Genomic DNA, 21,503 nt, shown 5'->3' on the forward strand with positions numbered 1-21,503 from the left:
CCTCGTCAGTAGGCTCGCAGGCGTTCTGTGCAGCTCTACGTATCCCAACCCGTAACGACCGCATCCGACTGGACGGACCGTGGATCTTTTCGAATACCAGGCGAAGAAGCTGTTCGCCGAACATGGCGTACCGGTGCCCACCGGGAAGACCGCGACCACCCCCGAGGAGGCCCGCGCGATCGCCACCGAGCTCGGTGGCAGGGTCGTCGTCAAGGCGCAGGTCAAGACCGGAGGCCGGGGCAAGGCCGGTGGCGTCAAGGTAGCCGACGGGCCGGATGACGCCTTCGCGAAGGCGACAGCGATCCTCGGCATGGACATCAAGGGCCACACGGTCCACTCGGTGCTCGTCGAGGAAGCCAGCAACATCGCCGAGGAGTACTACGCATCCTTCCTGCTGGACCGGGCGAACCGCACCTTCCTCGCCATGGCCTCCCGAGAGGGCGGCATGGAGATCGAGGAGGTGGCGGCGACCAAGCCGGAGGCGCTGGCCCGGATTGCGATCGACCCGCTCAAGGGAGTCGACGCGGCCAAGGCTCGCGAGATCGCGGTCGCGGCGAAGCTGCCCGAGGCGGCTCTGGACGGCGCGAGCGAGCTGCTGGCCAAGCTCTGGACCGTGTTCGTCAAGTCGGACGCCACCCTCGTCGAGGTCAACCCGCTGATCCTCACCGGTGACGGCCGGGTCGTCGCCCTCGACGGTAAGGTCAGCCTGGACGACAACGCCGACTTCCGCCACCCGGAGCACGAGGCGTTCGTCGACGTGGCCGCGGTGGACCCGCTGGAGCAGAAGGCCAAGGAGAAGGGCCTCAACTACGTCAAGCTCGAGGGCGAGGTCGGGATCATCGGAAACGGTGCCGGCCTGGTCATGTCCACCCTCGACGTGGTGACCTACGCCGGGGAGGAATTCGGCGGCAAGCGCCCGGCGAACTTCCTCGACATCGGCGGCGGTGCGTCCGCCGAGGTCATGGCGAACGGTCTGTCGATCATCCTTGGTGACCCGGCGGTCAAGAGCGTCTTCGTCAACATCTTCGGTGGCATCACCTCCTGCGACGCGGTGGCCAACGGCATCGTGCAGGCCCTGAAGATCGTCGGCGACGTCAGCACCCCGCTGGTGGTGCGCCTCGACGGCAACAACGCCGAGGAGGGCCGCCGCATCCTGGCCGAGGCGAACCTGCCGGTGGTCAAGCCGGTCGACACGATGGACGGCGCGGCGAAGCTCGCCGCCGAGCTCGCCGCGGCCGCGGCCTGACCTGGGCGAAGGGGATTGCGAACCGATGGCTATCTGGCTTGACGAGAACAGCCGGGTGGTGGTGCAGGGCATCACCGGCTCGGAGGGCAGCAAGCACACCCGCCGCATGCTCGCCGCGGGCACGAACGTCGTCGCCGGCGTGAACGCGCGCAAGGTGGGCCAGCAGGTCGAGGGCGTGCCGGTGTTCGGCTCCGTCGCCGACGCGATGGCGCAGACCGGCGCCAACGTCTCGGTGATCTTCGTTCCGCCTGCGTTCACCAAGGACGCGGCGATCGAGGCGATCGACGCGGCGATCCCACTCGCGGTGGTCATCACCGAGGGCGTGCCGATCCACGACACGACCGAGTTCTTCGCCTACTCCCGGTCCAAGGCGACGACGCGGATCATCGGGCCGAACTGCCCGGGTATCGCGAGCCCCGGTCTGTCCAATGCCGGCATCATCCCGGCCGACATCACCCCCGGCGGGCGCATCGGCCTGGTCAGCAAGAGCGGCACGCTGACCTACCAGATGATGTACGAGCTGCGGGAGTTCGGCTTCTCCACCTGTGTCGGCATCGGTGGCGACCCGGTCATCGGCACCACGCACATCGATGCGCTCGATGCCTTCCAGGCCGATCCGAACACCGACGCGATCGTGATGATCGGTGAGATCGGCGGTGACGCCGAGGAGCGGGCCGCGGCGCACATCGAGGAGAACGTGACCAAGCCGGTCGTCGGCTACGTGGCCGGCTTCACCGCGCCGGAGGGCAAGACGATGGGCCACGCGGGCGCCATCGTGTCCGGTTCGTCCGGTACCGCGCAGGCCAAGAAGGAAGCCTTGGAGAAGGCCGGCGTCCGGGTTGGCAAGACCCCGTCGGAGACCGCCCGGCTGATGGCTGACATCATGCGGTCGTTGTAGGCCTATCCTGATGCCGAGCCCCCGCGGGACGCGGGGGCTCGGCACCGGGACAGGTAGGGGTCTCGGCCGCGGGGCTTCGGGACGGACGTCTTCCCTTCGCTTCCGACGGCTGCAAGACTCCTGCATCGGTGCATCGACGACTCTCGTCCCCGCACCGACCGACCAGACGAAGTGGGGTTGCCGTCGTGGCACAAATCGGCGGTCGTAGCGTCGCCACCAACGACATCGGGGTGATCGCCTCCGGGGCGGTCACGTTCATCGTGAGCTTCCTGCCGTGGTATTCGGTGAGCCTGGGATTTTTCGGCCGCTCGGCGGAGGCTCACAAGAACGCCTGGGGGCTCGGGTTCAACTCCTGGTTCCCGGTATTCCTGGTGGTCGTGGTCGCCGGTCTGGTGACGGCGCGCGTCGCCGCCAACGTCCGCATCCCGGACGTGGGTCCGGTCTCGATCCTGTGGATACTGCCGGCCGTCTCGGCGTTCGCCGTCCTCCTGCTGTTGATCAGATGGATTCGGTTCCCCGACGTGCCGAGCGGAGTGGATGCCGGGCCGAGTTTCGGGTTCTACCTCGCCTTGCTGCTGACGATCGTGCAGACCGTCTTCGGGGTGCTCACGGCGCTGGCGAGCGGAGCGCCCATTCCCGGCCGGCCAGGTGCCCGTCCCACCGGGCCCGGTCAGCCGGGCGCCTGGCCTCCGTATGGTGGTCAGCCGCCTTACGGCCAGCCCTACGGCCAGCAGCCCACGCCCGGTTACGGTCAGCCGCCCACGGGGTACGGGCCGCCGCCGGGCTATGGGCCGCCCGCTGGCGGGTATGGGCAGCCGGCCCAGCCGGGCGGATACGGCGCGCCGCCCGCTGGCGGGTATGGGCAGCCGGCCCAGCCGGGTGGTTACGGCCAGCCGTCGCAGGGTCATGGTCAGTCGCCCACGGGTTATGGCCAGCAGCCGCCTCCGCCGGGGCCGGGTGGTTACGGCCAGCAGGAGTCTCCTCCCGGTCGTTGATCCGATGCCCCGGCGAGTGGTTCATGACGGTCGCTCGGGGGATGTGGCGTGGGGGATGCGGTGGGTCGACCTCTCCGGCCAACCATAACTATTCGTCCTACTTCGGGCATTTCCCGCGCCGACGACGGCGTGTTGTCCGCTGAGCCGCGCATCTGCGTGCGAGCGTCCTAACGTGCCCGCCTCCATGCAGCCGCCCCGACTGCCGCGACGCCTCACCGATCGGATCTGGCAGCGGGGCGGACGGCCTCTGGCGGAGGCGGTCGCCGCGTCGGCCGCGGGCCTGATCTTCATCGAATTCGTCGTTCTGGTTGTGTGGGGAGCCGACACCGGCTCCTCCACCGGACCCGCCGCGGCTCTGCGCGTCGGAGCCGATCTGTGGCTTGCCGCTCACGGAACGACGCTGCGGCTCCCTGACGGGATCATCGCGTTCCGGCCGTTGGGCCTCGCCCTCTTTCCGCTGGCCGCGGCGCTGAGCGCGGCGCATCGGCGGGCGAGCGCGGCACCACTGCAGTCGCATGCCGTGCTCAACCGGATGCCCCTGGGCCGGACGCCCCTGGGCCGGGTGTCGCTGAACCGGGTCTCGCTCGGTCGGATGCCGCTGGGCCGGGTGTCGCGGTTGCGGCCCGCACGGTTCGGCGGAGGGCGCCCCGCCGCTTCGGGGGCGAACCCCGGGGACTCCCGCGGGGGCCGATGCCGGTCGGATGGCGCCCCCGGGGTCCCCTGGCGGGCCGTGGCGGGCGACGTCATCGGCGTCGTGGGCGCCCAGACTCTCTTCGTCGTGGTCGTCGCGGTCATCGTGCGCACGCATTCGGTACGGCCGACCCCCGGTTCCGCGGCGCTGGGGACGGTCGCGTTCGGGATACCGGCCGCCCTGCTCGGCGCGCTGGCCGGTCGCCATCGGCTGCGCACGGCATGGCGGATGCTGCCCGTGATGCTGCGCGTCCCCCTGCTGTCCGGCGCGGCGGCGTTCATGGCGTTGCTGGCGGCCGCCGCGTTCGGGGTCGCGCTGGTGCTCGCGGCGACCGAGCCCGAGGTCGCCGCCGCCGAGCGCTCGCTCGACGTGGGCGCGCTCGGGGGTCTCGGGCTCACGGCGACCCAGCTTGCGCTGCTGCCCAACCTGGTCCTCTGGGGTCTGTCCTACGCCCTTGGACCAGGATTTCGAACGGGTTCGGGTCTGGTCCGGGCGGATGTCGTCCGCCCGGCCGATCTACCGGACCTCCCGGTGCTGGCGGCCCTTCCGCCGAGCGCGTTGCCCAGGCCCGGGTGGCTCGTGCTGGCGCTGGTGCCCGTCGTGGCCGGAGTCGTGCTTGCTGTCATGGTCCATCGGGCGAGCCTGGGACGCCGCTCCCGGGCTCGCCTCCTGACCGTCCTGCTCGGGGCGGTGGTCTGCGGTGCCCTCGTGGGTCTGGCGGTCCAGGTGTCGATGGGACAGGTCGGGACCGTGACGGGTCAGGGCAACCACTATGGTCCCTCGTCCGGATGGCTGTGCGGCCTGATTGCCGGGGGGGAGACCGCGCTTGTCGGACTCCTGTTGATCGGCGGCATCGACCTGGCGGCCCGTCGGGCCGAGCGGCCGTTCGTCGCCGACGACGCGGCGGCGTCCTCCTGGTGGCGCCGGCTGCAGCCATCCGGCTCATGGTCGTCAGCCCGGCTGTCACGACGACACCCCTGACTGGCCTCGCGGCCCCGCTGTCGCGGCCTCGTCGAGGTCTGTGGGTCCGCAGCTTCCCGCCCGGCGTGGATCTTTCCCCGCCCGCTCCCTCCCCGCCCGCCCGGCACCCCGTCGGCATCCGAAAACTGTCCGCGCAGTCGGTTACCGTGACCGCACTGGATCATCTTCACGGAGGTCGTCGTGGCGGTCACGGTCGCCCGTATCCGGGCTGAAGCACTCCGCCTGCGGGAGCTGGGCTGGTCCTATCGCCGCATCGCCCGAAGACTGCAGGCCCGCCATCACCTGAGCGCGCTCGTCGCGTTCCGCCTCGCGCACGGCTGGACGCAGGAGGAGGCCGCACGCCGCTGGAACGAGCGGTGGCCCGGTTCTGGGCCGGCCAAGACCGGTAAGACCTTCTCGTACTGGGAGAGCTGGCCGGCCAAGGGCAGCCGGGCGCCTTCCACGCAGGTCCTGTCACGGCTGGCTGAGCTCTACCTGTGCCGGCCGGGTGATCTGCTGGACGGGCGGGACTACGGCGAACTCGACGAGGGCTTCGAGGGAGGGGCGGGCCCCGCGGCCTCCGTCGGGTGCACCTGCGCAGCAGGCGGCACGGAGGAGGACGGGTGTGCGGGGCTGCGCTCGTTGGCTGACGGGCTGTCGTCTCCGGCGGCCTGCGAGGTCCCGTCCGCCCAGGCCCTCGACGCGTGGCTGGCAAATCTCCTCGCCGGATGGGTTCCGGCGGCATGATCGGCAGTCCCGGGCTCGGGTGGCCGCCTGGCGGGCCGCGCCCGGCGGGCGCCGGTGCGCGCGTTTCCGGTGGGAAGCGGCGGAGCTGGTCGAGTCAGTACAGTCGGACCGGCCATTGTTCCGCCGTCGTCCGCAGGTGGCGGTTGCGCAGCGGGCGGCTCGTCGCGTCGCCTGATTCTGCTTACGGAGTGTGTTTGTGTCTGCTCGTCTCGTCGTACTCGCCTCGGGAGCGGGAACCACCCTGCAGGCGATCCTCGACGCAACCGCGGACCCCGGGTTCGGCGCGGCGGTCGTGGCGGTCGGCACCGACCGCTACGGCACCGGAGCGGAACGGCGGGCCCGGGCCTCGGGGGTCCCGGTGTTCACCGTTCGTCTCGAGGACCACCCGGACCGGGATGCCTTCAACGCCGCGACGGCCGGGCGGATCGCCGAATTCGCGCCCGATCTGTTGGTCCTGGCGGGTTACATGAAGATTCTCAGTGCCCGGGTGATCGGCCGGTTCCGGACGATCAACACCCACCCGTCGCTGCTGCCTGCCTTTCCGGGAGCCACCGCGGTGCGTGACGCGTTGGCCGCCGGGGTGAAGGTCAGCGGGGTGACGGTGCACTGGGTCGACGAAGGCGTCGACACCGGTCCGATCATCGCTCAGCGGGCGGTGCCGGTTGAGCCAGGCGATACCGAGCAGACACTTCATGCACGGATCCAGAGCGTCGAGCGAGGACTGTTCGTCGCGACGATCGGCGGGATCGTGCGGGCCGGGAGCGGCGACTCGACCCCGGCCGGACATCGGCGGGGCGAGCATGGGTCTCCCGCATCGGCAGAAGTTTGGGTACAGGAGGAATCATGACGTCATCGGGCGAAGGTGTGGCCGGCGAGGGCGGGGCTGTCCGCGGATCCGAACCCGGCGAAGTGGTCCCCACCGGGCGGCGGCCGCTGCGACGGGCGCTTGTCAGCGTCTACGACAAGAGCGGGCTCGACGTCCTCGCGGAGGCGTTCCTTGCGGCCGACGTCGAGGTGGTCTCGACCGGTTCGACCGCCGACGTCCTGGCCCGTCACGGGCTGGCGGTCACACCGGTGAGCACCGTGACCGGATTTCCGGAGGTGCTGGGCGGTCGCGTCAAGACGCTGCACCCCCACGTGCACGCCGGTCTGTTGGCCGATCTGCGTAACGCCGAGCACGCCGCGGTGTTGGCCGAACTCGACATCGCTCCGTTCGACCTGGTCGTCGTCAATCTGTACCCGTTCGCCGCGACAGTCGCCGCCGGTGCGAGCGAGGACGAGGCGATCGAGCAGATCGACATCGGCGGTCCGGCCATGATCCGCGCGGCGGCGAAGAACCATGCGTCGGTCGCCGTTGTCGTCGCACCCGGCGACTACGCCGAGCTGGCCGCCGCAGTCCGCGGATCCGGATATGATCTTCCCGCTCGCCGCCGGCTCGCCGCGAAGGCGTTCGCCCACACCGCGGCGTACGACATCGCCGTGTCCTCGTGGTTCGCCGGCGTCGTCGCGCCGGACGAGGTGGCGCGGGAGAGCGGATGGCCCGACGTGCTGTCCGCGCAGTGGCACCGTACGGAGGTCCTGCGTTACGGCGAGAACCCCCATCAGCGCGCCGCGCTCTACGTGGAGAGCGACGCCGAGGGTCGGCCCGGCCTCGCCTCGGCCCGTCAGCTGCACGGCAAGCAGATGTCCTACAACAACTACACCGACACCGACGCCGCCCGCCGAGCGGTGTTCGACTTCACCGAGCCCGCCGTGGCCGTGATCAAGCACGCCAACCCCTGCGGCATCGCGATCGGCGCCACCATCGCCGAGGCCCACCGCAAGGCGCATGCCTGCGACCCGGTCTCCGCCTTCGGCGGGGTGATCGCGACCAACCGTCCGGTCTCGGGCGAGCTCGCCGAACAGATCGCGGAGATCTTCACCGAGGTCGTCGTCGCACCGGCCTACGAACCCGCCGCGGTGGAGATCCTCTCTCGTAAGCCGTCGATCCGGCTGCTGGAGTGCCCACCGCCGCCGCACCAGCGCGGGATCGAACTGCGCCAGATCAGCGGAGGCCTGCTCCTGCAGTCGCGGGACGCCGTCGATGCGCCGGGCGACGAGCCGTCCGGATGGACGCTGGAGGCGGGATCACCTGCGGACGAGGCCCTGCTGGCCGAGTTGCGGTTCGCCTGGCGGGCGGTGCGCTCCGTGAAGTCGAACGCCATCCTCCTCGCGTCCGGCGGTGCCACCGTCGGAGTCGGGATGGGCCAGGTGAACCGGGTGGACGCTGCCCGGCTCGCGGTGACCCGGGCAGGGGACCGGGCGAAGGGGGCTGTCGCCGCGAGCGACGCCTATTTCCCGTTCCCCGACGGTTTCGAGGTGCTCGCCGAGGCGGGGGTGCGGGCCGTGGTCGAACCGGGCGGGTCGGTGCGCGACGAGCTCGTCATCACGGCTGCCCGGGAGGCCGGCGTCACGCTCTACTTCAGCGGTGTCCGCCACTTCGCGCACTGACAGCGGGCCACCCAGGCCGGTGGCACCGGCGTGTGTTCCGCCAGCCATCGGCCGAAGCCTTTGTCGAGGAGGTCGTCGGCGGCCCCGGCACGCATGTCTTCACCGGCGCATGTCTTCACCGGAATCGGCGGCCCCATCGCAGATGCCCGTCCGTACGCCGATACTCCAGTTCGATCGAAGGAGTCGGCTCCACGGCGTCGCCGATGATCCCGGTCCCGGTGCTCGCCACGACGCCGGGTGCCCCCGGCCCGTCGGCGCGCGTGTCCGGTGGGGCACTGGGCAGGCGTCCGGGATGCCGGTCGACCTCCGGTAGATGATCGCTGTCAGATCGATGATCGGCCTGGGACAGCGATAATCTGGCCGCGCCGGGCCGGCCTCCCGTCCACCCGTCCGCTCCGGATGGCCATGGCGGATCGGACGACTGCTGATCGGTGCCCGGTCGTCTGTCCCCGGACGTTCTGTCCCGACCCGCCGGCAGGCTGGCCTCGGTCGATGTTCCGACCGGCTCTGGTGGCTCTGGTGGTTCGTCCGTGGCGCCGCCCAACGGCGCCGTGCGCCGTTCGGTGCCCTCACTTCACGAGGCGGCGTTCGCCTCCGCGGCCGCCGAGCCCCGGCGCCCGCTGGCGCTGCCGTTGGACGTCGTTGCCGTTGGGCTGGCCGCCGCCGCGAGCACACCGCCGGGCTGGTCGCCGTTCGGCACATAGCGCTGGGCTACCCAGTCCAGGGCGTCGCGCCAGCTCGCGCCGTAGAGCACCGAGATCCGATCCGCCGTCTGCCTCGCCAGCGCCTGGACGAACACCCGGTCGTCGCTGTCCAGGTGTCGGGCGTCCCCGAAGGTCTCCCAGGCCCGGAACATCAGTTCCTGCAGCTTCTTGCTGTGTGGTGATTCGTCTGTCACGTCACGCTCCATCCCACTTGGGCACTGCGGCCGGAAGTCTGCCCTAAGCCTGCATGATGCCTATAGGTGGGGGTGCTGCATATTGTGCGCGTGATGTGCTCGGATGGGGTAATCGTATCCTTGGTCGCTGGCATGTGATATAGGGCTGTCATCCCCGCTTCGGCAGGTCGTGGCATCGGGCAGATCACCGTCGTGGAGGATCCGCCGCCCGACGGGCCGGCCGTTCACCCGGGCCACCCCTGCGTGGCCTCGGCGTGGCCCCGCCGTGCTCCCTGCGCCCGTGGGCGCCGATGCCGCAGGCGGCCTACCGTGTGTCCGTAAGGACCGATGCCCTGGTTGGATTGGTGTTCGATGCATCCTGCACTTGGGTGGAAGTCGTCGCCGATGACGGCGGGGACGCCACCATGTCCCGTACGGGACCACTGTCCAGCAGGAGATCTCGACCGCTGCCGGAGGCGAGGGTGACCGACGCGGTGCGCCGCTCCGGCCCGGCTCGACCCGGGGATGATCCAGGCCGCCCCGGGCCGGGGGGGCGGCACCGATCCGGCGGATATTCCGGCGGATATGAGGCGCCCGATCCCCGGGCGGAACGGGCAGAGCTGCCGCCGCGCCGCGCTGGGGCGGAAGCGGACCGGCGGCGTCCGTCGTGGCCGGGCACCGCCCGCGTTGACGTCTTCCGTCCGAGCGAGGATCGTGACGAGCGCCTTCCTGCCGAGTATCGCGGGTTGCGCCGGTTCGACCGTCCCGTTCCGCCGACGCCGGCCCCGCCGGCCGCCCCGGGTCAGCCCGGATCGTCCCCACCGGAGCGGGTCGCGGGCGACGGCATCCCATCGCACGACCCGTGGCGTTCGGTGTCCTCCCCGCTGGTCGGCCTCGGGGAGCACCGGAAGCCGGCGGTCGGTGCGGAGCCTGGGCCACCCGTGGCAGGGACCATCTCCGGATCCCGGAGAACACCGGTCCCAGCTGCCTCCCCGCCGCCACTCGTCACGCCCGGCGCACCCGCCGGGCCCGGGCCTGCCGAGCCCGGCAGGCGTGGCGACGGGGGCGGGATCGGCGGCTGGCTACGGCAGGAGGCCACCTTCGCGTTGGTGCTCGCCGGGGTCACCGTCGGGCTGATGCTGGTCTTCCAGGACAGATGGCGCCGAGGAATGGTGGTCGTCGGCGTGGTCCTGGTGATGGCCGCTTTGGCCCGTCTGGTGCTGCCGGCACGGCGGATCGGCCTGCTGGCGGTGCGAGGACGGGCCTTCGATGTGAGTATTCTCCTCCTGTTTGGAGTATCTGTGATAATCCTCACATTCGCCGTTCCCTACGTCGGCCCGTGACGGCTTGTCCACCGCACTCGGCCCGTGGCCGTCGCGGGTCTTGCCGGGATGGGTCGGGCGCGGCCCGTGACGGGTTAGCGCAGGCCGGTCATGGTGCGCCGCATCGCCAGACGGGTCAGGGAACTCGTCGGGATGGTGCCGCGGCCCAGCCCGATCTCGACGAGCATGTCGTACAGCTCGGTACGGGTGCGGGCGGCCCGGACCGCCGCGTCCATCAGGGTGCGGCGCCGCCCGGCGAGACCGGCGAGCAGAGCCGTGTGCCGCAGATGCCGTCCCAGCTCCGCGTCGAGAGCGCGTCGGTAGACCCGGCCCGCGGCGGCCGGGTGCGCCGCGCGGACGGCGGCATGCCCGGCCAGCGACCCCGACAGCACCGCGTAGTAGATGCCCTCCCCGGTCAGGGGGTTGATCAGGGAGGCCGCATCCCCGGCGAGCAGCACGGGACCGTTCGGCTGCCGGGGGCGATGGGTCGACAGCGGCAGATGATGGGCCCGCAGCGTGGCCGGGTGCGCCGGTGTCTCGGGCAGCATGCGGGCGAGCGTGCGACGCAGGACGGTCTTGGCACTCGTTCCGTCCGTCCCGCCGGCCAGCCGGGACCGCAGCATCCCGTAGCCGATGTTCGCACGGCCGTCGCCGATCGGGAACGACCAGGCGTAGGCCGGCCAACCCTCGTCGGTCATGTGGATGAACTGTTCGGGGGGGCCGTCGCCGAAGGCGACCTCGGTATAGGCCCGCACGGCGATCGCCATTGCCCCGGGGGGGTTACCCGGCAGCCCGAGCCCGCGGCGTACCGCGGAGTTTGCGCCGTCCGCGCCGATGACGACCCGCGCCGTGAGCGAGCCGTTGACCACGACGACCGGCTCCCGTCCCCGACCGTCCAGGCGCGGCCGGTCGGTAAACTCCAGGGACCGCACGCGCCGCCGGATCAGCTGAGCTCCACGTGCCTGGGCGGCGGCCACGAGACGGGCGTCGAAGACCTCCCTGGGTACCACGTAGTTGGCTCGGGCTGAGGGAGTGGCCACCTCGGCGCCCCCTGGGGTGCGCAGGCGCATGCGGTCCACCGGCCGGTACCCGGCGACCGCATCGGTCACGCCGAGATCACGCAGGACGTCCAGGCCGTGTGGGGCGATGCCGTCACCGCAGGTCTTGTCCCGGGGGAACTCGGCGGCGTCGGCGATGACGACGTGTGCGCCCGGGCGTTCCCGCAGGGCGCCCAGAGCCGCCGCGCTGCCGGCCGGGCCGCCCCCGACGACAAGGACGTCAATCGTACGGGAGAGCAGGTCGGCAGCCTCGTCCACGCGCACGATCGGGGTGGCGACGGTGATCGTGTCAGCATCCTTGACCGGCCCTGCCGTCACGTATCGTGGTCCCGCGGTTCCCGCGTTGTCACGTCTCTCCGCCCGTTCCCGCGGACCTGGGCCGTCTCCCGGGGCCACGCCGTCCCCCGGGGCCACGCCGGATCCTCGGGTATCCGTGGGGGGGTTCTCTCCGAGGTGCTCGTCACGCGGGGCGGGCGGGCCGGACGGGGATGTGGGGGTCTGCACGCCCGCCAGTCTCGCAGCCGGCTGCCCCCCGGGGGGACGCATGCCCCGCCTTGCCGGGCCCGCGGGGTGGAACCGGGTGCCTGGGTCGTCGGGACCGGCGGGAAAACCTCGTACAGTGCGGAACGTGGACGCTCTTGGACAGGTGGCGGCGTGGCCGGTCGAGACCGTCGCGGTCGTGGTGATGGGTCGGGAGGACGAGGCGGTCGGACCGGGTGCGGGGTCCGGGTGGCCGGGCGCAGCGGTGACCCCGCGGGTCCGGGAGGTGGCGCGGACCGGACCACTCGATCATCTCTTCCGGCTGGCCTCGGTGTCGAAGCTGCTCAGCGCCTATGCGGTCCTGATCGCCGTGGAGGAGGGCGCGATCGGGCTCGACGATCCCGCCGGACCCCCCAGGTCCACCGTGGCTCATCTGCTCGCCCACACCTCCGGGCTCGCGTTCTCGGGGACCCGCGTATTGGCCCCCCCGGGTACCCGTCGCATCTACTCCAACACCGGGTTCGAGCGACTGGGGGAGGCGCTGGAGAAGGCGACCAGCATCGCCTTCGCCGACTACCTCGCCCAGGCGGTCTTCGAGCCCCTCGGGATGCACGATGCCCGGCTGACGGGATCCCCGGCCTCCGGCGTGACGGCGACGCTTGCCGACATGCGACGCTTCGCTGCCGAGCTCCTCGCCCCGACGCTGATCACCTCCGCGACGTTCGCCACGGCCATCTCGGTCGCCTTTCCCGGACTTGCCGGCGTGCTGCCGGGTTTCGGCCAGCAGACCCCCAACGACTGGGGACTCGGCTTCGAGATCCGCGGCGACAAGCACCCGCACTGGACGGGCAGCTCCAACGCGCCGTCGACCTTCGGCCACTTCGGGCAGAGCGGGACCTTCCTGTGGGTGGATCCCGTCGCCCGCCTCGCATGTGTGACTCTTTGTGATCGTGATTTTGGCGAGTGGGCCCAGCGAGTCTGGCCACCGCTGGCGGACGCGATCCTGGCGCAGGCCCCCTCGTGGTCCGCAAACCGCTTGGCGTGACGTGCGAGAAAGGGCGGGTGCGGCGCAGCCGTCGGTGAGCATTTCCGGTCGGATGCCGGTTTTTCCCGAGGGTATTGTCAGCTTTTGGTCATGATCTGGAATCCGCATCCCCTTCCCATGGTCCGCGCGGGACGGCCGTGGCTCATGGGCCATGATGTCGGCATGCTTCCTCGGCGAGACCGATCCCGACGGCCGGTTCTTCACCCGGCGCAGGCAGGCATGTGGATACGCAGAGTAGCGATCGTCACTGCTTTCGTCGGGGAGCCGGTCCCGCATGACTGAGGGGGTGAACGGTCATACCGTCCAGGTTGTCCCGGCCGTTGATCCCGGTGAATCGGTCGATCCGCTCGGTTCCGCGACTCGGGTGGACATCGGGGTGGCGATCGGCATCCCCGAGCCGTACCGCACAGAGCTTCAGGACTGGCGGGAGCGACTCGGCGACCCGAACGCAGCCCTCATCGTCCCGCACGTCACCCTGCTGGGTCCGACCTCCGTCGGGTTCGTGGAGCTGCCCATGATCGAGCGCCACCTCGCGCAGACGGCGCGGACGAACTCCCCGTTCACCATCCGCCTGCGGGGATCCGGCACGTTCCGGCCGTTGTCCCCGGTCGTGTTCGTCGCCCTCGCCATGGGTATTCTCCGGTGCGAGAAACTGGCGGCGGTGGTACGGTCCGGTCCTCTCGACCGGCCGCTCAGCTTCGCCTACCATCCGCACGTCACCGTCGCGCACGATCTTGCCGAGGACGCGTTAGATCGCGCCTTTGATGCGCTCGCCGAATATCAGGCGCAGTTCGAGGTCAACGGATTCGGGCTGTACGAAAGAGGCGCCGACCTGCGCTGGCGGCAACTACGCTTCTTCCCGTTCGGTCGCCCTGAGCGTGGGCCGGAACCGGTGGGCGGCGGGGGGCGACGCGCCACACTCGGATCTCGGGAGTGAGCGCACGTCGTCGGGGGACAGTAACGAATGTGACGGGACCTCGTCAGGCGGTACGGGCCGGTGTCGGGACGGTTTCCGGTACCGCTGTGGCGGTACGCCGGAAACGTCCGTTTCTCGATCACCTCGTCCGGGCATATTCCCGCTACACAGCCGATGGCGGTGATCGTCTCGCGGCGTCGGCGACCTACTTCGCGTTCCTGTCATTCTTCCCGCTGATCGCGCTGGCCTTCGCGGTCACCGGCTTCGTCGTAGACGCGTACCCCGATGTGCAGGAGAGCCTGACCCGGCAGATCAACGACTATCTTCCGGGCCTGGCGGACAAGCTCGACGTCGCCTCGATTGGCAACGCCAAGGTCGGTGTGGGCATTATCGGTCTTGCCGGCCTCCTGCTCGCCGGACTCGCGTGGATCGACGCGCTGCGGGACGCCATCCGTCTCGTATGGCACCAGGACATCGATGTCGGCAACATCATCACCCGGCGGCTGCGGGATGTCACGGTGCTCGCGGGACTGGGGCTGACTCTGTTGGCCTCACTCGTCGTGACCAGCCTCTCGACCTCGGCCACCGGGTCATTCCTGAGCTGGATCGGATTGTCCGGCAGCACCGCCGCGGCCTGGGTGACCGGCCTACTGGCCCTGCTTGTCGCCCTCGCGATCGACACCGCGGTTTTCCTCTATCTGTTCTGGCGGCTGCCGCAGCAGACCGACCGGGTGCGGACGGTCCGGGGTGCGGTGCTCGGCGCCGTCGGAGTCGAGATCCTCAAGATCGTCGGCACCTGGCTAGTCGGGCAAACCATGAGCAATCCGGTGTACGGTACGTTCGCGGTGATCGTCGGGTTGCTCATCTGGATCAACATTGTCATGCGATGGACGCTGTTCGTCGCGGCCTGGACCGTGACGGCGCCCTACAACTCCGACGTCTTCCCCTCCGGTTCGGCAGCCCGGCATACCGTCTCCGAGGCGGCCGACCGCGCGGCGGCGGGGAGCGCGGGCGCGGCAGGCGTGGGATCCACGGGGCCGGGATCCACGGGGCCGGAGTCCTACCGGTCGAGCGGCTCGCCGAACCCGGAGGCCTCCCGCCGCCTGGTGCCCGGCTCCCAGAACGGCTCGACGCCGCTCGCGCCTGCTTCATCCGACCCGTCGTCGGCGAAGCCATCCTCGGCCGGACCGGTGCGGGTGGCGTCGGAGAGCAACCCGCGTGGCACGGTGCCCCTCCCCGCCCGGGTACGGGCATTTCTGCGCCGCCGCATACCCTCGGGGACATCCAGCAGATCGGACTGATCAGGTCCGGCAGCCGGCCTCAGCGTTACGGACACGTGTCCGTAACGCGGTGCGGGCGGCCGACCCGACGGGCGCTCGACGTCCCGGAGGCCCGCCGCCGCGTGCCGCCGCCGGCGCTGGCGTCGGCGTACCCGGGCGGCCCGATGGGTGAGTGCGGTGAGCAGGCATGCTACGACGGTGCAGCCGATCGCGATCCAGGTTATCGGGCCGATGTCGCTGCCAGGATCGCCCGCGCGGGCGACTCCGTGCCGCGAGGAGGAAGAGGAGGATGTTGCCGTGCCGGCGGTCGGCGCGACCCCTGGACCCGCCGGGCTGATGGAGGGCCGGTCTCCCGCGGGCCCGCTCGACGCCGCCGCCGTCGCCCCGGGGTTCGCGAGATACCCGACCGGGGTGACCGTGTCGGCGTGCGCGAAGCCCCAGTCGAGCAGCGCGCGCGCGTCCTTGCCGTAGGCGGGAGCCGTCCGCAGCAGGGCGACGATGAGGGTGTGGCCGCCGCGGGTGGCCGCGCCGACGAACGTCGCGCCGGCCGCGATGGTGTAGCCGTTCTTCACCCCGATAGTCCCCTCGTAGGAACGCAGCAGGGCGTTGTGGTTCTGGATCTCGAAGCGGGTGCTCCCCCGGCCGGCGAGCGAGGCGCGCGGGATCGTCAGGTAGCCGCGCACCGTCGGGTTGTCCAACGCCGCCCGACCGAGCACGGCTAGGTCGTGCACACTGGTGACCTGGCCGGGACTGTCCAGTCCGGTCGGGTCACCGGCGACGGTGTCCGTTGCGCCGAGTGACCTGGCTAGAGCGTTCATCCGCTGCAGCACGGCGGGAGTTCCCCCGCTCGCCTGGACCAGGGCCATGGTCGCGTCGTTTCCGCTGGAGATCAGCATGGCGGTCGCCAGGTCACGGACGGTGTATCCGACCCCCGGCACGAGACCGACCTTCGTGCCGTCCACCCGAGGGGCGTTCTCGTCGACCGTCACGACCTGGTCCGGCGGCAGGCCGGGCAGCACGGTCAGCGCGGTCAGGATTTTCATCGTGCTGGCCGGGAGATCCTGGGCGTGTGGGCGGTAGGCGGCGAGGATGGCGCCGCTTCCCGCGTCCGCGACAAGCCACTCGGCGGCCGTGAGACCGGCCGGGGGAGCGGAGTCGGAAGCGGCGGTGGGTGCCGGTGCGGCGAGCGGGACGGTGGGCGGGACCGCGGGTGGGGCGCTGGCCGCAGCCGGCGGCCCGAGGCCGGCCGCGGGGGACGCGGCGGTACCCAGGCCGCTCGTGGGACCGGGAGTGGGTGCGGGGACGGCCGCGGTCGCTGGAACGATCTTCAGGAACGGGGTGAGGATTGCTCCGAGGACCGCCACGGCCACCAGCGCCCGCCCGAGGCTTCCGCGGAGGCGACGCGGGTCATGCCGGGGCGGACAGGGGACACGCACCTGCCGAACGCTACTGGGTTGACCCGTTCCGCAGAAGGGTGGTTACGACCCGTGTCGCGAGTGGACGTTTCCTGGGTAGGAATCCACTGGTTGCGGCTTTCCCAATGAATGCCAGGAGGAGCCCGTATGGGCAGAGAGACTATGGTGCCCGTGCGTTGTAACTCCTCTGTTCTTGAGGTGCGTCGTCGCGCCGGCCTCCCGGGTGGGGTCGTCGAGCGTGGTCTTCGGGGTGGGACCGGTGGCGATGGTCGGCGTCGTTTTCCTGTCGGGACCGCCGTTTTCGCGGTTCCCGGTGCGGGTGGCATACCCGGCGTCCGTGGAGTGAGGGGGGATGCCGGTCGTGCTCACACCCGTGGTGTTCCTGCGCTTGTGGTGCTTGGGCCGCCGGGGGCGTTCCGGGTTCCCGATGTTCGGCTTGCCCGTGGCGGGTGGGCCCTCGGTCTCGGGGTCGCTCGTTTCCCGGGGGGCACCACCGGGGGTGGGCGTCGGCCCGCCGTGCCGTGACGGCGATCGTGCGGCGGTCGGCTCCCGTTCATCCGACGCCGTCTGGGGCGGAACGCGAACCGCGTCCCGCACCAGACTCTCGATGTCGCCGCGAAGAGATTCGAGTTGGCCGGCCAGCTCGCCGCGCATGTACTGCCGGGTCGCCGCATCGCTCTGGGCAAGCCGGAGCGCGGCGATCTCACGCGCGAGAAACTCGGTGTCTTCCCGCATACGTACAGCGACCGCCCGATCCTCGGCCAGCGAGGCACGGTCACGGTCGTCCTGTCGGTTCTGGGCGAGCAGGATCAACGGTGCCGCGTAGGCGGCCTGGGTCGAGAAGGCCAGGTTCAGCAGGATGAAAGGGTAGGGATCCCACCGCAGCAGCGGTAGCGCGATGTTCAAGGCTATCCAGACGATCACGATACAGGTCTGAATGGCGAGGTAGCGCCCGGTTCCCAGGAAACGGGCGATGGCCTCCGCGAAGCGACTGACCGATTCCCGGTCCATGCCCCGGGGGATCAGTGTGACCCGGCCGGAGGCGGGCAGGTCGAGACGCTCGGTGCAGGCACGACGACGTCCCGCGGTCCGCGATGTTGAGATGCTCATGGAAGGTCCCCCTCCGCGCGCCCCAGCCACTGCCGGACAGCTGCGAGCGCGCATTCCTCGAGCAGGCCGCGGGCGGCATCGCCACGGCGACCTCTGGTCGATACGACTTCGATCGACCGCACCTGCTTGTGCACTGCTCGCGGCCCACGCGACTGCCGACCCGGACGGATCAGGGAAGCGCGGCCGGGACAGGATGGCTCCGTGCTACCGGCATGAACCGGTCGGGCCGGGAGAGCGGTGACCGTCGTCTCCGAGGCGGAGACGACGTCGCCGACGGCACGGCCGCACCGGACAGGAGGGCCGTGCGTCCGAACAGGCCGGACTTCCGAACAGTGCCCCGGGCGTCGTCTACCCGGGTTCCGTGGACGCGGGCCGGGCGCGACGGTGCGCGCTCATCGGCCCGGGATTCAGTGCTGGCTGACGTCCACGAGCAGGAAGCGGCCTTTACTGGAGCACCCGCCAGGACTCACAGCGGCCACCTCCTCGTGTTGGTCCTCCGTAGAGGATTTTTCGGGGGCTTGTCAAGGATAACCGCCGGAGCTGTTCCCCAACCCACCGGGGCACCCGTGATACCGGTCGCGGTGACGTCACCCGAAGCGGGGACTGTCAGCGGGCGGCGGGGGCCGGGCGGGATACAGCGGCAGCAGCATCGGAACGAAGACCTTGACGGTCGGATCGTCGGTGACGGGTTTCGGCCCGCCCAGGACGAGGAATCCGTGGCGGGCGTAGAGGCGCCGCGCCGGACGGTTCCCGGGGACCACCCAGAGCTTCACCGCCTCCGCGCCCGCCTGGCGGGCCCAGTCGATCGCGGTGGCCAGGAGGGTGTCGGCGGCTCCGGTGCCCCGCGCCTCGGGAGCGACCCACATGGCGCCGAGTTCCCGTAACCAGGGACGGCCCACCGGGGTGAAGCCCTGCACCATCCCGGCGGCCTCGCCAGCCACGGCGACGATGGCCACCAGATCGGCGGACGAGTAGGCCCCGGCGCGGGCGCGGGCGTCCCACTCCTCGGCGGGCAGCGCGCTCGCCTCGGCCAGGGTCTGCCAGAACGCCGAAGGAGCATCGGTGAGCGCGGCAAGACGCAGCCTTCGCAACAGCATTCCTTCGTCTGGTCCGATCCGGCGCCCCCGGATGTCGTCGGCCCCCACCACCGCTCCCTCCCTCCCGCCGTCTGGCCCGCCGACCTGGCCCGCCGACCTGGCCCGCCTTGCGGATCCCTTGCGCATCCTCCGTGTCAGTGCCGCCCGTGACCAGACCGTCGGCCGGGAGAGGTCGGTGTTGTGCGGGACAGGCCGGTGTTGCGCGTAATCGGTCCGGCCTTTACCGCAAAGTGCTCCCGGGCAGCGAGGGAAGCGCGGATACTGATCAAAGCGGCGGGACGGCGGAGGAGTCGCGCGAGATGATCTATCGTGGGTAGGCCCGTCTCGTTGATCGTGCGGCATGACGGGCCTTCGTGGTCGGCCTGGTCCCCGCAGTGCCCGGGGCTGGCGATGGCCCAGCCGTCCGCCGCGGAGCTGCGGGCCGCGTTGCCCGACGTCCTCGCGTGGTACTTCGGTGAGGCCACCGAGATCGACGCGCAGATCCACGTCGAGCGGAGGCTGTGCGGTGGTGTCGCCGTCCGGATCGCCCAGGATGCGCAACTGTGGGAACGTCAGCTGGTCGCCGACCGGCTGGGCGAGGCCTTGGCCGCCGGGGACCAGGCGGCGCGGCTGCGTGCGGCCCCGGGCAACGCGGCCGGCGAGGTGATCTATGTCTGCGCGCTGCAGTCGGACCGCGTCTCCTGGCTGACGGGCCAGCTGGAGGATGAGAACGACGCGGTCGTGGCCACCCTCCCGGTGGCCGAGACGATGCTGTGGACCATGCGGTTCGGAGCGGCCCGCAGCGGGGCCGGGGAATCGGTCCAGCCGCCCGCCTACCGTCCCGACACGACGTTCAGCGAGGTGATGCGGACCTTCGCCGGGCCGCTCCAGCACCTGCGGGCGTGAGCCGCGGGACGTCGAAGGCCATGGTCGTCGGATCGTGGTTCTTCGTCGGCCGGCCCCTCCGGGCCGGGTTGTCCGATCGACCTCGCAGCGCGACTATCCGTGCCGTGGTCGCGATTCCCGCTGGGTGTGCCCTTCTCCATGACCTCCTCGTTCGTCATCGAAGAACAGCCACATCGCCAGCGTGAAGTACACCATCACCCGTGCGGGCAGTTTCCGGGACCGTTTCTCAACCCGGCCCGTCTCCACCAGAACATCGTCCACAAGATCATGGTGAACGAGGCCAGTCAGCACTCCGAGCGAAATATGATCCGTCAACCTTCCTGCCGGCCTGCCGCACCCATTCTTACTCGTCACCACGGAATTCTACCGCGACCGATATGACCGCTCCACGACGACAACCGCACCAACAAGATCAATCCACTGAAGTGGATCTTGTCGGTGCGGTTCTTAATTCACTGGCATTGCGCCTTGGATCGACTCCCACCTGAAAAGCACAGCCTGACTCTTCGGCTTTTGCTGGCGGAAGTGCAGGGTTCGACAAAAACCGTCTAGTCTTGCTGCTGCGTACGTAGGAGCAAACACGGGTCAAATGGCCCATCAATCTCTTCCTGGATTGGATCTTGAATGGGAGGCTACTACGGGGACCGGGGTAGTGAGGCGGGGTGAGCGCCGATCCCGTGCGCAGGCACCGTACGGGATGCGTGGCTCAGGGGCGCTTGGGTGCCAAGCAACCGTGTACACAACCCGACTTGCAACGGCCAGATGGCCCACGTCCAGACGCCGACTGCGATCAAGAACCAGGACGCACGCTTTGAGAGGGTCACCCCTCCAGCTTGCACCCGGGATCCCGTCGGGCTCAGGTGAGCAACATCCTAAGCTCCTCCGCCTCGATGCCCGCCTGGCGCAGAACAGAGGCGAGAGTGCCCGTCGCCAGCTCCCGGTGGAGCGGCACGATCACAACCCGAGCGCTCTCCTTGTGCCGCAGCTTGCAGTGCGAGCCACGAGTAGCGACCTCCTCGAAGCCGGCACGCCCCAGAGCCTTCACCACCTTCGCCCCGGAGATCCGAGGCAGCGCGGGTGTCACGCCGACAGGCGGATGTCCAGCGGAGCGACGATGGGACCGTCCGCGGCGGTCACGGGGAACGGCTGGTCCTCGAAGTACAGCTCCAGCGCCTCGCGAAGATTCGCCAGCGACTCCTCGACGCTGGCTCCCTGGCTGGTCACCTCGACCTCCAAAGCCCGCGCCACATACCAGTCACCCTCGTGCGTGACGACAGCCGTCAGCCGCGCCGCTCGCTCCATGGAGATCAGCCTAGCCGTCCCTGCCACACCTGGCGAAGCGCTCACCGCCACCTCCTCGACATGATCAACAAGCCCCCTGTCGACCATACGAGCAGAAGCCATCTCCAACGGCCCGAGTACACACGAGAGGCACGAGGCCACCCCCGACTCGCTGGAATACCTAGGTCATAAATGAATGCTCTACAAATTCGGCCATAGGTTGCCGGGTAGTGTACACGGCGTAGGTCGTGATCAACGCTGGCAGCGAGGGGTGGCACAGTGGGCACTCTAGGCGCCGGATTTGTCCGGGTTTCTACAGGTAGCCAGGACGAGACGTCACAGGTCAAGATCCTTACCGAGGAAGCCTCTCAACGCGGAATCACGATCGTCAAGTGGTTCACGCTTCACGGGTACTCGGCCAGCCGCGGAGCGCAGGAACCTGCCCTGCGAGAAGCAATCGCCGATATCCAGCGTCGGGATTACAGGCTCTGCGCACTACGTCTGAAACCGTGTTTGGGTGATCACGCTGTGGATGTGGTGGTGGTGACGGGGAGTGGCCAGGCTGGGCGGGTGGCGCGGGAGGCGACGTAGCGGGCGCGGGTCTGTTGGTGGACGATGTTGGTCAGGCCGAACGCCGTGCGGTAGACGAGTTTGATCAGACGGTTGACACCCTCCGCGGTGGCGTTGGACAGGCCGTGGAGCACCGCGTT

At 70.2% G+C, this 21,503-nt stretch carries 20 protein-coding genes and 2 pseudogenes; 13 read left to right on the top strand and 9 right to left on the bottom strand.

Translation table 11 applies throughout. The features are described 5' to 3' along the window. Positions 1–79: 79 nt before the first annotated feature. The 7 genes from sucC (at position 80) to purH (ending at position 8,027) form a co-directional block, all read left to right on the top strand. Positions 80–1,246, top strand: a complete 1,167-nt coding sequence (sucC, locus tag BMG523DRAFT_RS00955) for an ADP-forming succinate--CoA ligase subunit beta (protein WP_011435104.1) — start codon at positions 80–82, stop codon at positions 1,244–1,246. 25 nt (positions 1,247–1,271) lie between these two features. Then, positions 1,272–2,144, top strand: coding sequence for a succinate--CoA ligase subunit alpha (gene sucD, locus BMG523DRAFT_RS00960; RefSeq protein WP_011435105.1), 873 nt, complete (start codon positions 1,272–1,274; stop codon positions 2,142–2,144). Positions 2,145–2,329: 185 nt separating this feature from the next. After that, complete coding sequence (locus BMG523DRAFT_RS00965) at positions 2,330–3,139, top strand: hypothetical protein (RefSeq protein ID WP_043590101.1); 810 nt, start codon at positions 2,330–2,332, stop codon at positions 3,137–3,139. A 172-nt stretch (positions 3,140–3,311) separates the two neighbouring features. After that, positions 3,312–4,811: a DUF6350 family protein gene (locus BMG523DRAFT_RS00970; protein WP_023839768.1), complete on the top strand. Its 1,500-nt coding sequence runs from the start codon at positions 3,312–3,314 to the stop codon at positions 4,809–4,811. A 180-nt stretch (positions 4,812–4,991) separates the two neighbouring features. Beyond that, on the top strand, positions 4,992–5,537 hold the full coding sequence (locus tag BMG523DRAFT_RS00975) for a helix-turn-helix domain-containing protein (protein ID WP_011435108.1): 546 nt from the start codon (positions 4,992–4,994) through the stop codon (positions 5,535–5,537). A gap of 196 nt (positions 5,538–5,733) precedes the next feature. After that, positions 5,734–6,384 (top strand): phosphoribosylglycinamide formyltransferase, encoded by a 651-nt coding sequence (gene purN / locus BMG523DRAFT_RS00980; RefSeq protein ID WP_011435109.1) that lies wholly within the window; start codon positions 5,734–5,736, stop codon positions 6,382–6,384. Continuing rightward, positions 6,381–8,027, top strand: a complete 1,647-nt coding sequence (gene purH / locus BMG523DRAFT_RS00985) for a bifunctional phosphoribosylaminoimidazolecarboxamide formyltransferase/IMP cyclohydrolase (protein ID WP_011435110.1) — start codon at positions 6,381–6,383, stop codon at positions 8,025–8,027. The genes purN and purH overlap by 4 nt, the downstream gene beginning before the upstream one ends. Positions 8,028–8,601: 574 nt before the next feature. Here the strand turns inward: purH and BMG523DRAFT_RS00990 are convergent. Then, complete coding sequence (locus BMG523DRAFT_RS00990) at positions 8,602–8,925, bottom strand: hypothetical protein (RefSeq protein WP_011435111.1); 324 nt, start codon at positions 8,923–8,925, stop codon at positions 8,602–8,604. A 461-nt stretch (positions 8,926–9,386) separates the two neighbouring features. On the opposite strand from BMG523DRAFT_RS00990, the gene BMG523DRAFT_RS24045 reads away from it, so the two are divergent. Then, the gene (locus BMG523DRAFT_RS24045; RefSeq protein WP_235462776.1) at positions 9,387–10,247 is read left to right on the top strand and encodes a DUF3017 domain-containing protein; all 861 of its coding nucleotides are present in this window, start codon (positions 9,387–9,389) and stop codon (positions 10,245–10,247) included. A 74-nt stretch (positions 10,248–10,321) separates the two neighbouring features. Here the strand turns inward: BMG523DRAFT_RS24045 and BMG523DRAFT_RS01000 are convergent, their stop codons facing one another. Beyond that, positions 10,322–11,602: a geranylgeranyl reductase family protein gene (locus BMG523DRAFT_RS01000; protein WP_235462777.1), complete on the bottom strand. Its 1,281-nt coding sequence runs from the start codon at positions 11,600–11,602 to the stop codon at positions 10,322–10,324. A 310-nt stretch (positions 11,603–11,912) separates the two neighbouring features. On the opposite strand from BMG523DRAFT_RS01000, the gene BMG523DRAFT_RS01005 reads away from it, so the two are divergent. The 3 genes from BMG523DRAFT_RS01005 (at position 11,913) to BMG523DRAFT_RS01015 (ending at position 15,026) form a co-directional block, all read left to right on the top strand. Continuing rightward, positions 11,913–12,809: a serine hydrolase gene (locus BMG523DRAFT_RS01005; protein ID WP_035729730.1), complete on the top strand. Its 897-nt coding sequence runs from the start codon at positions 11,913–11,915 to the stop codon at positions 12,807–12,809. A 274-nt stretch (positions 12,810–13,083) separates the two neighbouring features. After that, positions 13,084–13,746 (top strand): 2'-5' RNA ligase family protein, encoded by a 663-nt coding sequence (locus tag BMG523DRAFT_RS01010; protein WP_023839762.1) that lies wholly within the window; start codon positions 13,084–13,086, stop codon positions 13,744–13,746. Between the two features lie 29 nt (positions 13,747–13,775). After that, entirely contained in the window at positions 13,776–15,026 is a 1,251-nt protein-coding gene (locus BMG523DRAFT_RS01015) for a YihY/virulence factor BrkB family protein (RefSeq protein WP_043590102.1), read from the top strand. Between the two features lie 476 nt (positions 15,027–15,502). On the opposite strand, the pseudogene BMG523DRAFT_RS26100 reads toward BMG523DRAFT_RS01015, so the two are convergent. The 3 genes and pseudogenes from BMG523DRAFT_RS26100 to BMG523DRAFT_RS01035 form a co-directional block, all read right to left on the bottom strand. Further along, positions 15,503–16,441 (bottom strand): annotated as a pseudogene (locus BMG523DRAFT_RS26100) (D-alanyl-D-alanine carboxypeptidase family protein); the annotation flags it as partial. 42 nt (positions 16,442–16,483) lie between these two features. Further along, complete coding sequence (locus BMG523DRAFT_RS22425; RefSeq protein WP_011435118.1) at positions 16,484–17,530, bottom strand: DUF1003 domain-containing protein; 1,047 nt, start codon at positions 17,528–17,530, stop codon at positions 16,484–16,486. 587 nt (positions 17,531–18,117) lie between these two features. Further along, complete coding sequence (locus BMG523DRAFT_RS01035; protein WP_235462778.1) at positions 18,118–18,675, bottom strand: GNAT family N-acetyltransferase; 558 nt, start codon at positions 18,673–18,675, stop codon at positions 18,118–18,120. 261 nt (positions 18,676–18,936) lie between these two features. On the opposite strand from BMG523DRAFT_RS01035, the gene BMG523DRAFT_RS01040 reads away from it, so the two are divergent. After that, positions 18,937–19,512 (top strand): hypothetical protein, encoded by a 576-nt coding sequence (locus tag BMG523DRAFT_RS01040; RefSeq protein ID WP_023839759.1) that lies wholly within the window; start codon positions 18,937–18,939, stop codon positions 19,510–19,512. Between the two features lie 131 nt (positions 19,513–19,643). Here BMG523DRAFT_RS01040 and BMG523DRAFT_RS22430 read toward each other — a convergent pair. The 3 genes and pseudogenes from BMG523DRAFT_RS22430 to BMG523DRAFT_RS01050 all read right to left on the bottom strand — a co-directional run. Next, positions 19,644–19,869, bottom strand: a pseudogene (locus BMG523DRAFT_RS22430) (transposase domain-containing protein); the annotation flags it as partial. Positions 19,870–20,368: 499 nt separating this feature from the next. Then, entirely contained in the window at positions 20,369–20,596 is a 228-nt protein-coding gene (locus BMG523DRAFT_RS01045; RefSeq protein WP_011435122.1) for a type II toxin-antitoxin system HicA family toxin, read from the bottom strand. Further along, on the bottom strand, positions 20,593–20,859 hold the full coding sequence (locus BMG523DRAFT_RS01050) for a type II toxin-antitoxin system HicB family antitoxin (RefSeq protein ID WP_011435123.1): 267 nt from the start codon (positions 20,857–20,859) through the stop codon (positions 20,593–20,595). Before BMG523DRAFT_RS01050 ends, BMG523DRAFT_RS01045 begins: the two co-directional genes overlap by 4 nt. 213 nt (positions 20,860–21,072) lie before the next feature. Here BMG523DRAFT_RS01050 and BMG523DRAFT_RS22440 point away from each other — a divergent pair, with 213 nt between their 5' ends. Next, on the top strand, positions 21,073–21,384 hold the full coding sequence (locus BMG523DRAFT_RS22440) for a recombinase family protein (protein WP_235462782.1): 312 nt from the start codon (positions 21,073–21,075) through the stop codon (positions 21,382–21,384). On the opposite strand, the gene BMG523DRAFT_RS01055 is transcribed toward BMG523DRAFT_RS22440, so the two are convergent. Next, positions 21,315–21,503, bottom strand: a 189-nt coding sequence (locus tag BMG523DRAFT_RS01055; protein WP_083494696.1) for a transposase, incomplete at its 5' end; no start/stop codon positions are given. The two genes, BMG523DRAFT_RS22440 and BMG523DRAFT_RS01055, sit on opposite strands and share 70 nt — an antisense overlap.

Origin of the sequence: Frankia sp. BMG5.23 (genome assembly GCF_000685765.2) — a bacterium.
Taxonomy (GTDB): domain Bacteria; phylum Actinomycetota; class Actinomycetes; order Frankiales; family Frankiaceae; genus Frankia; species Frankia casuarinae.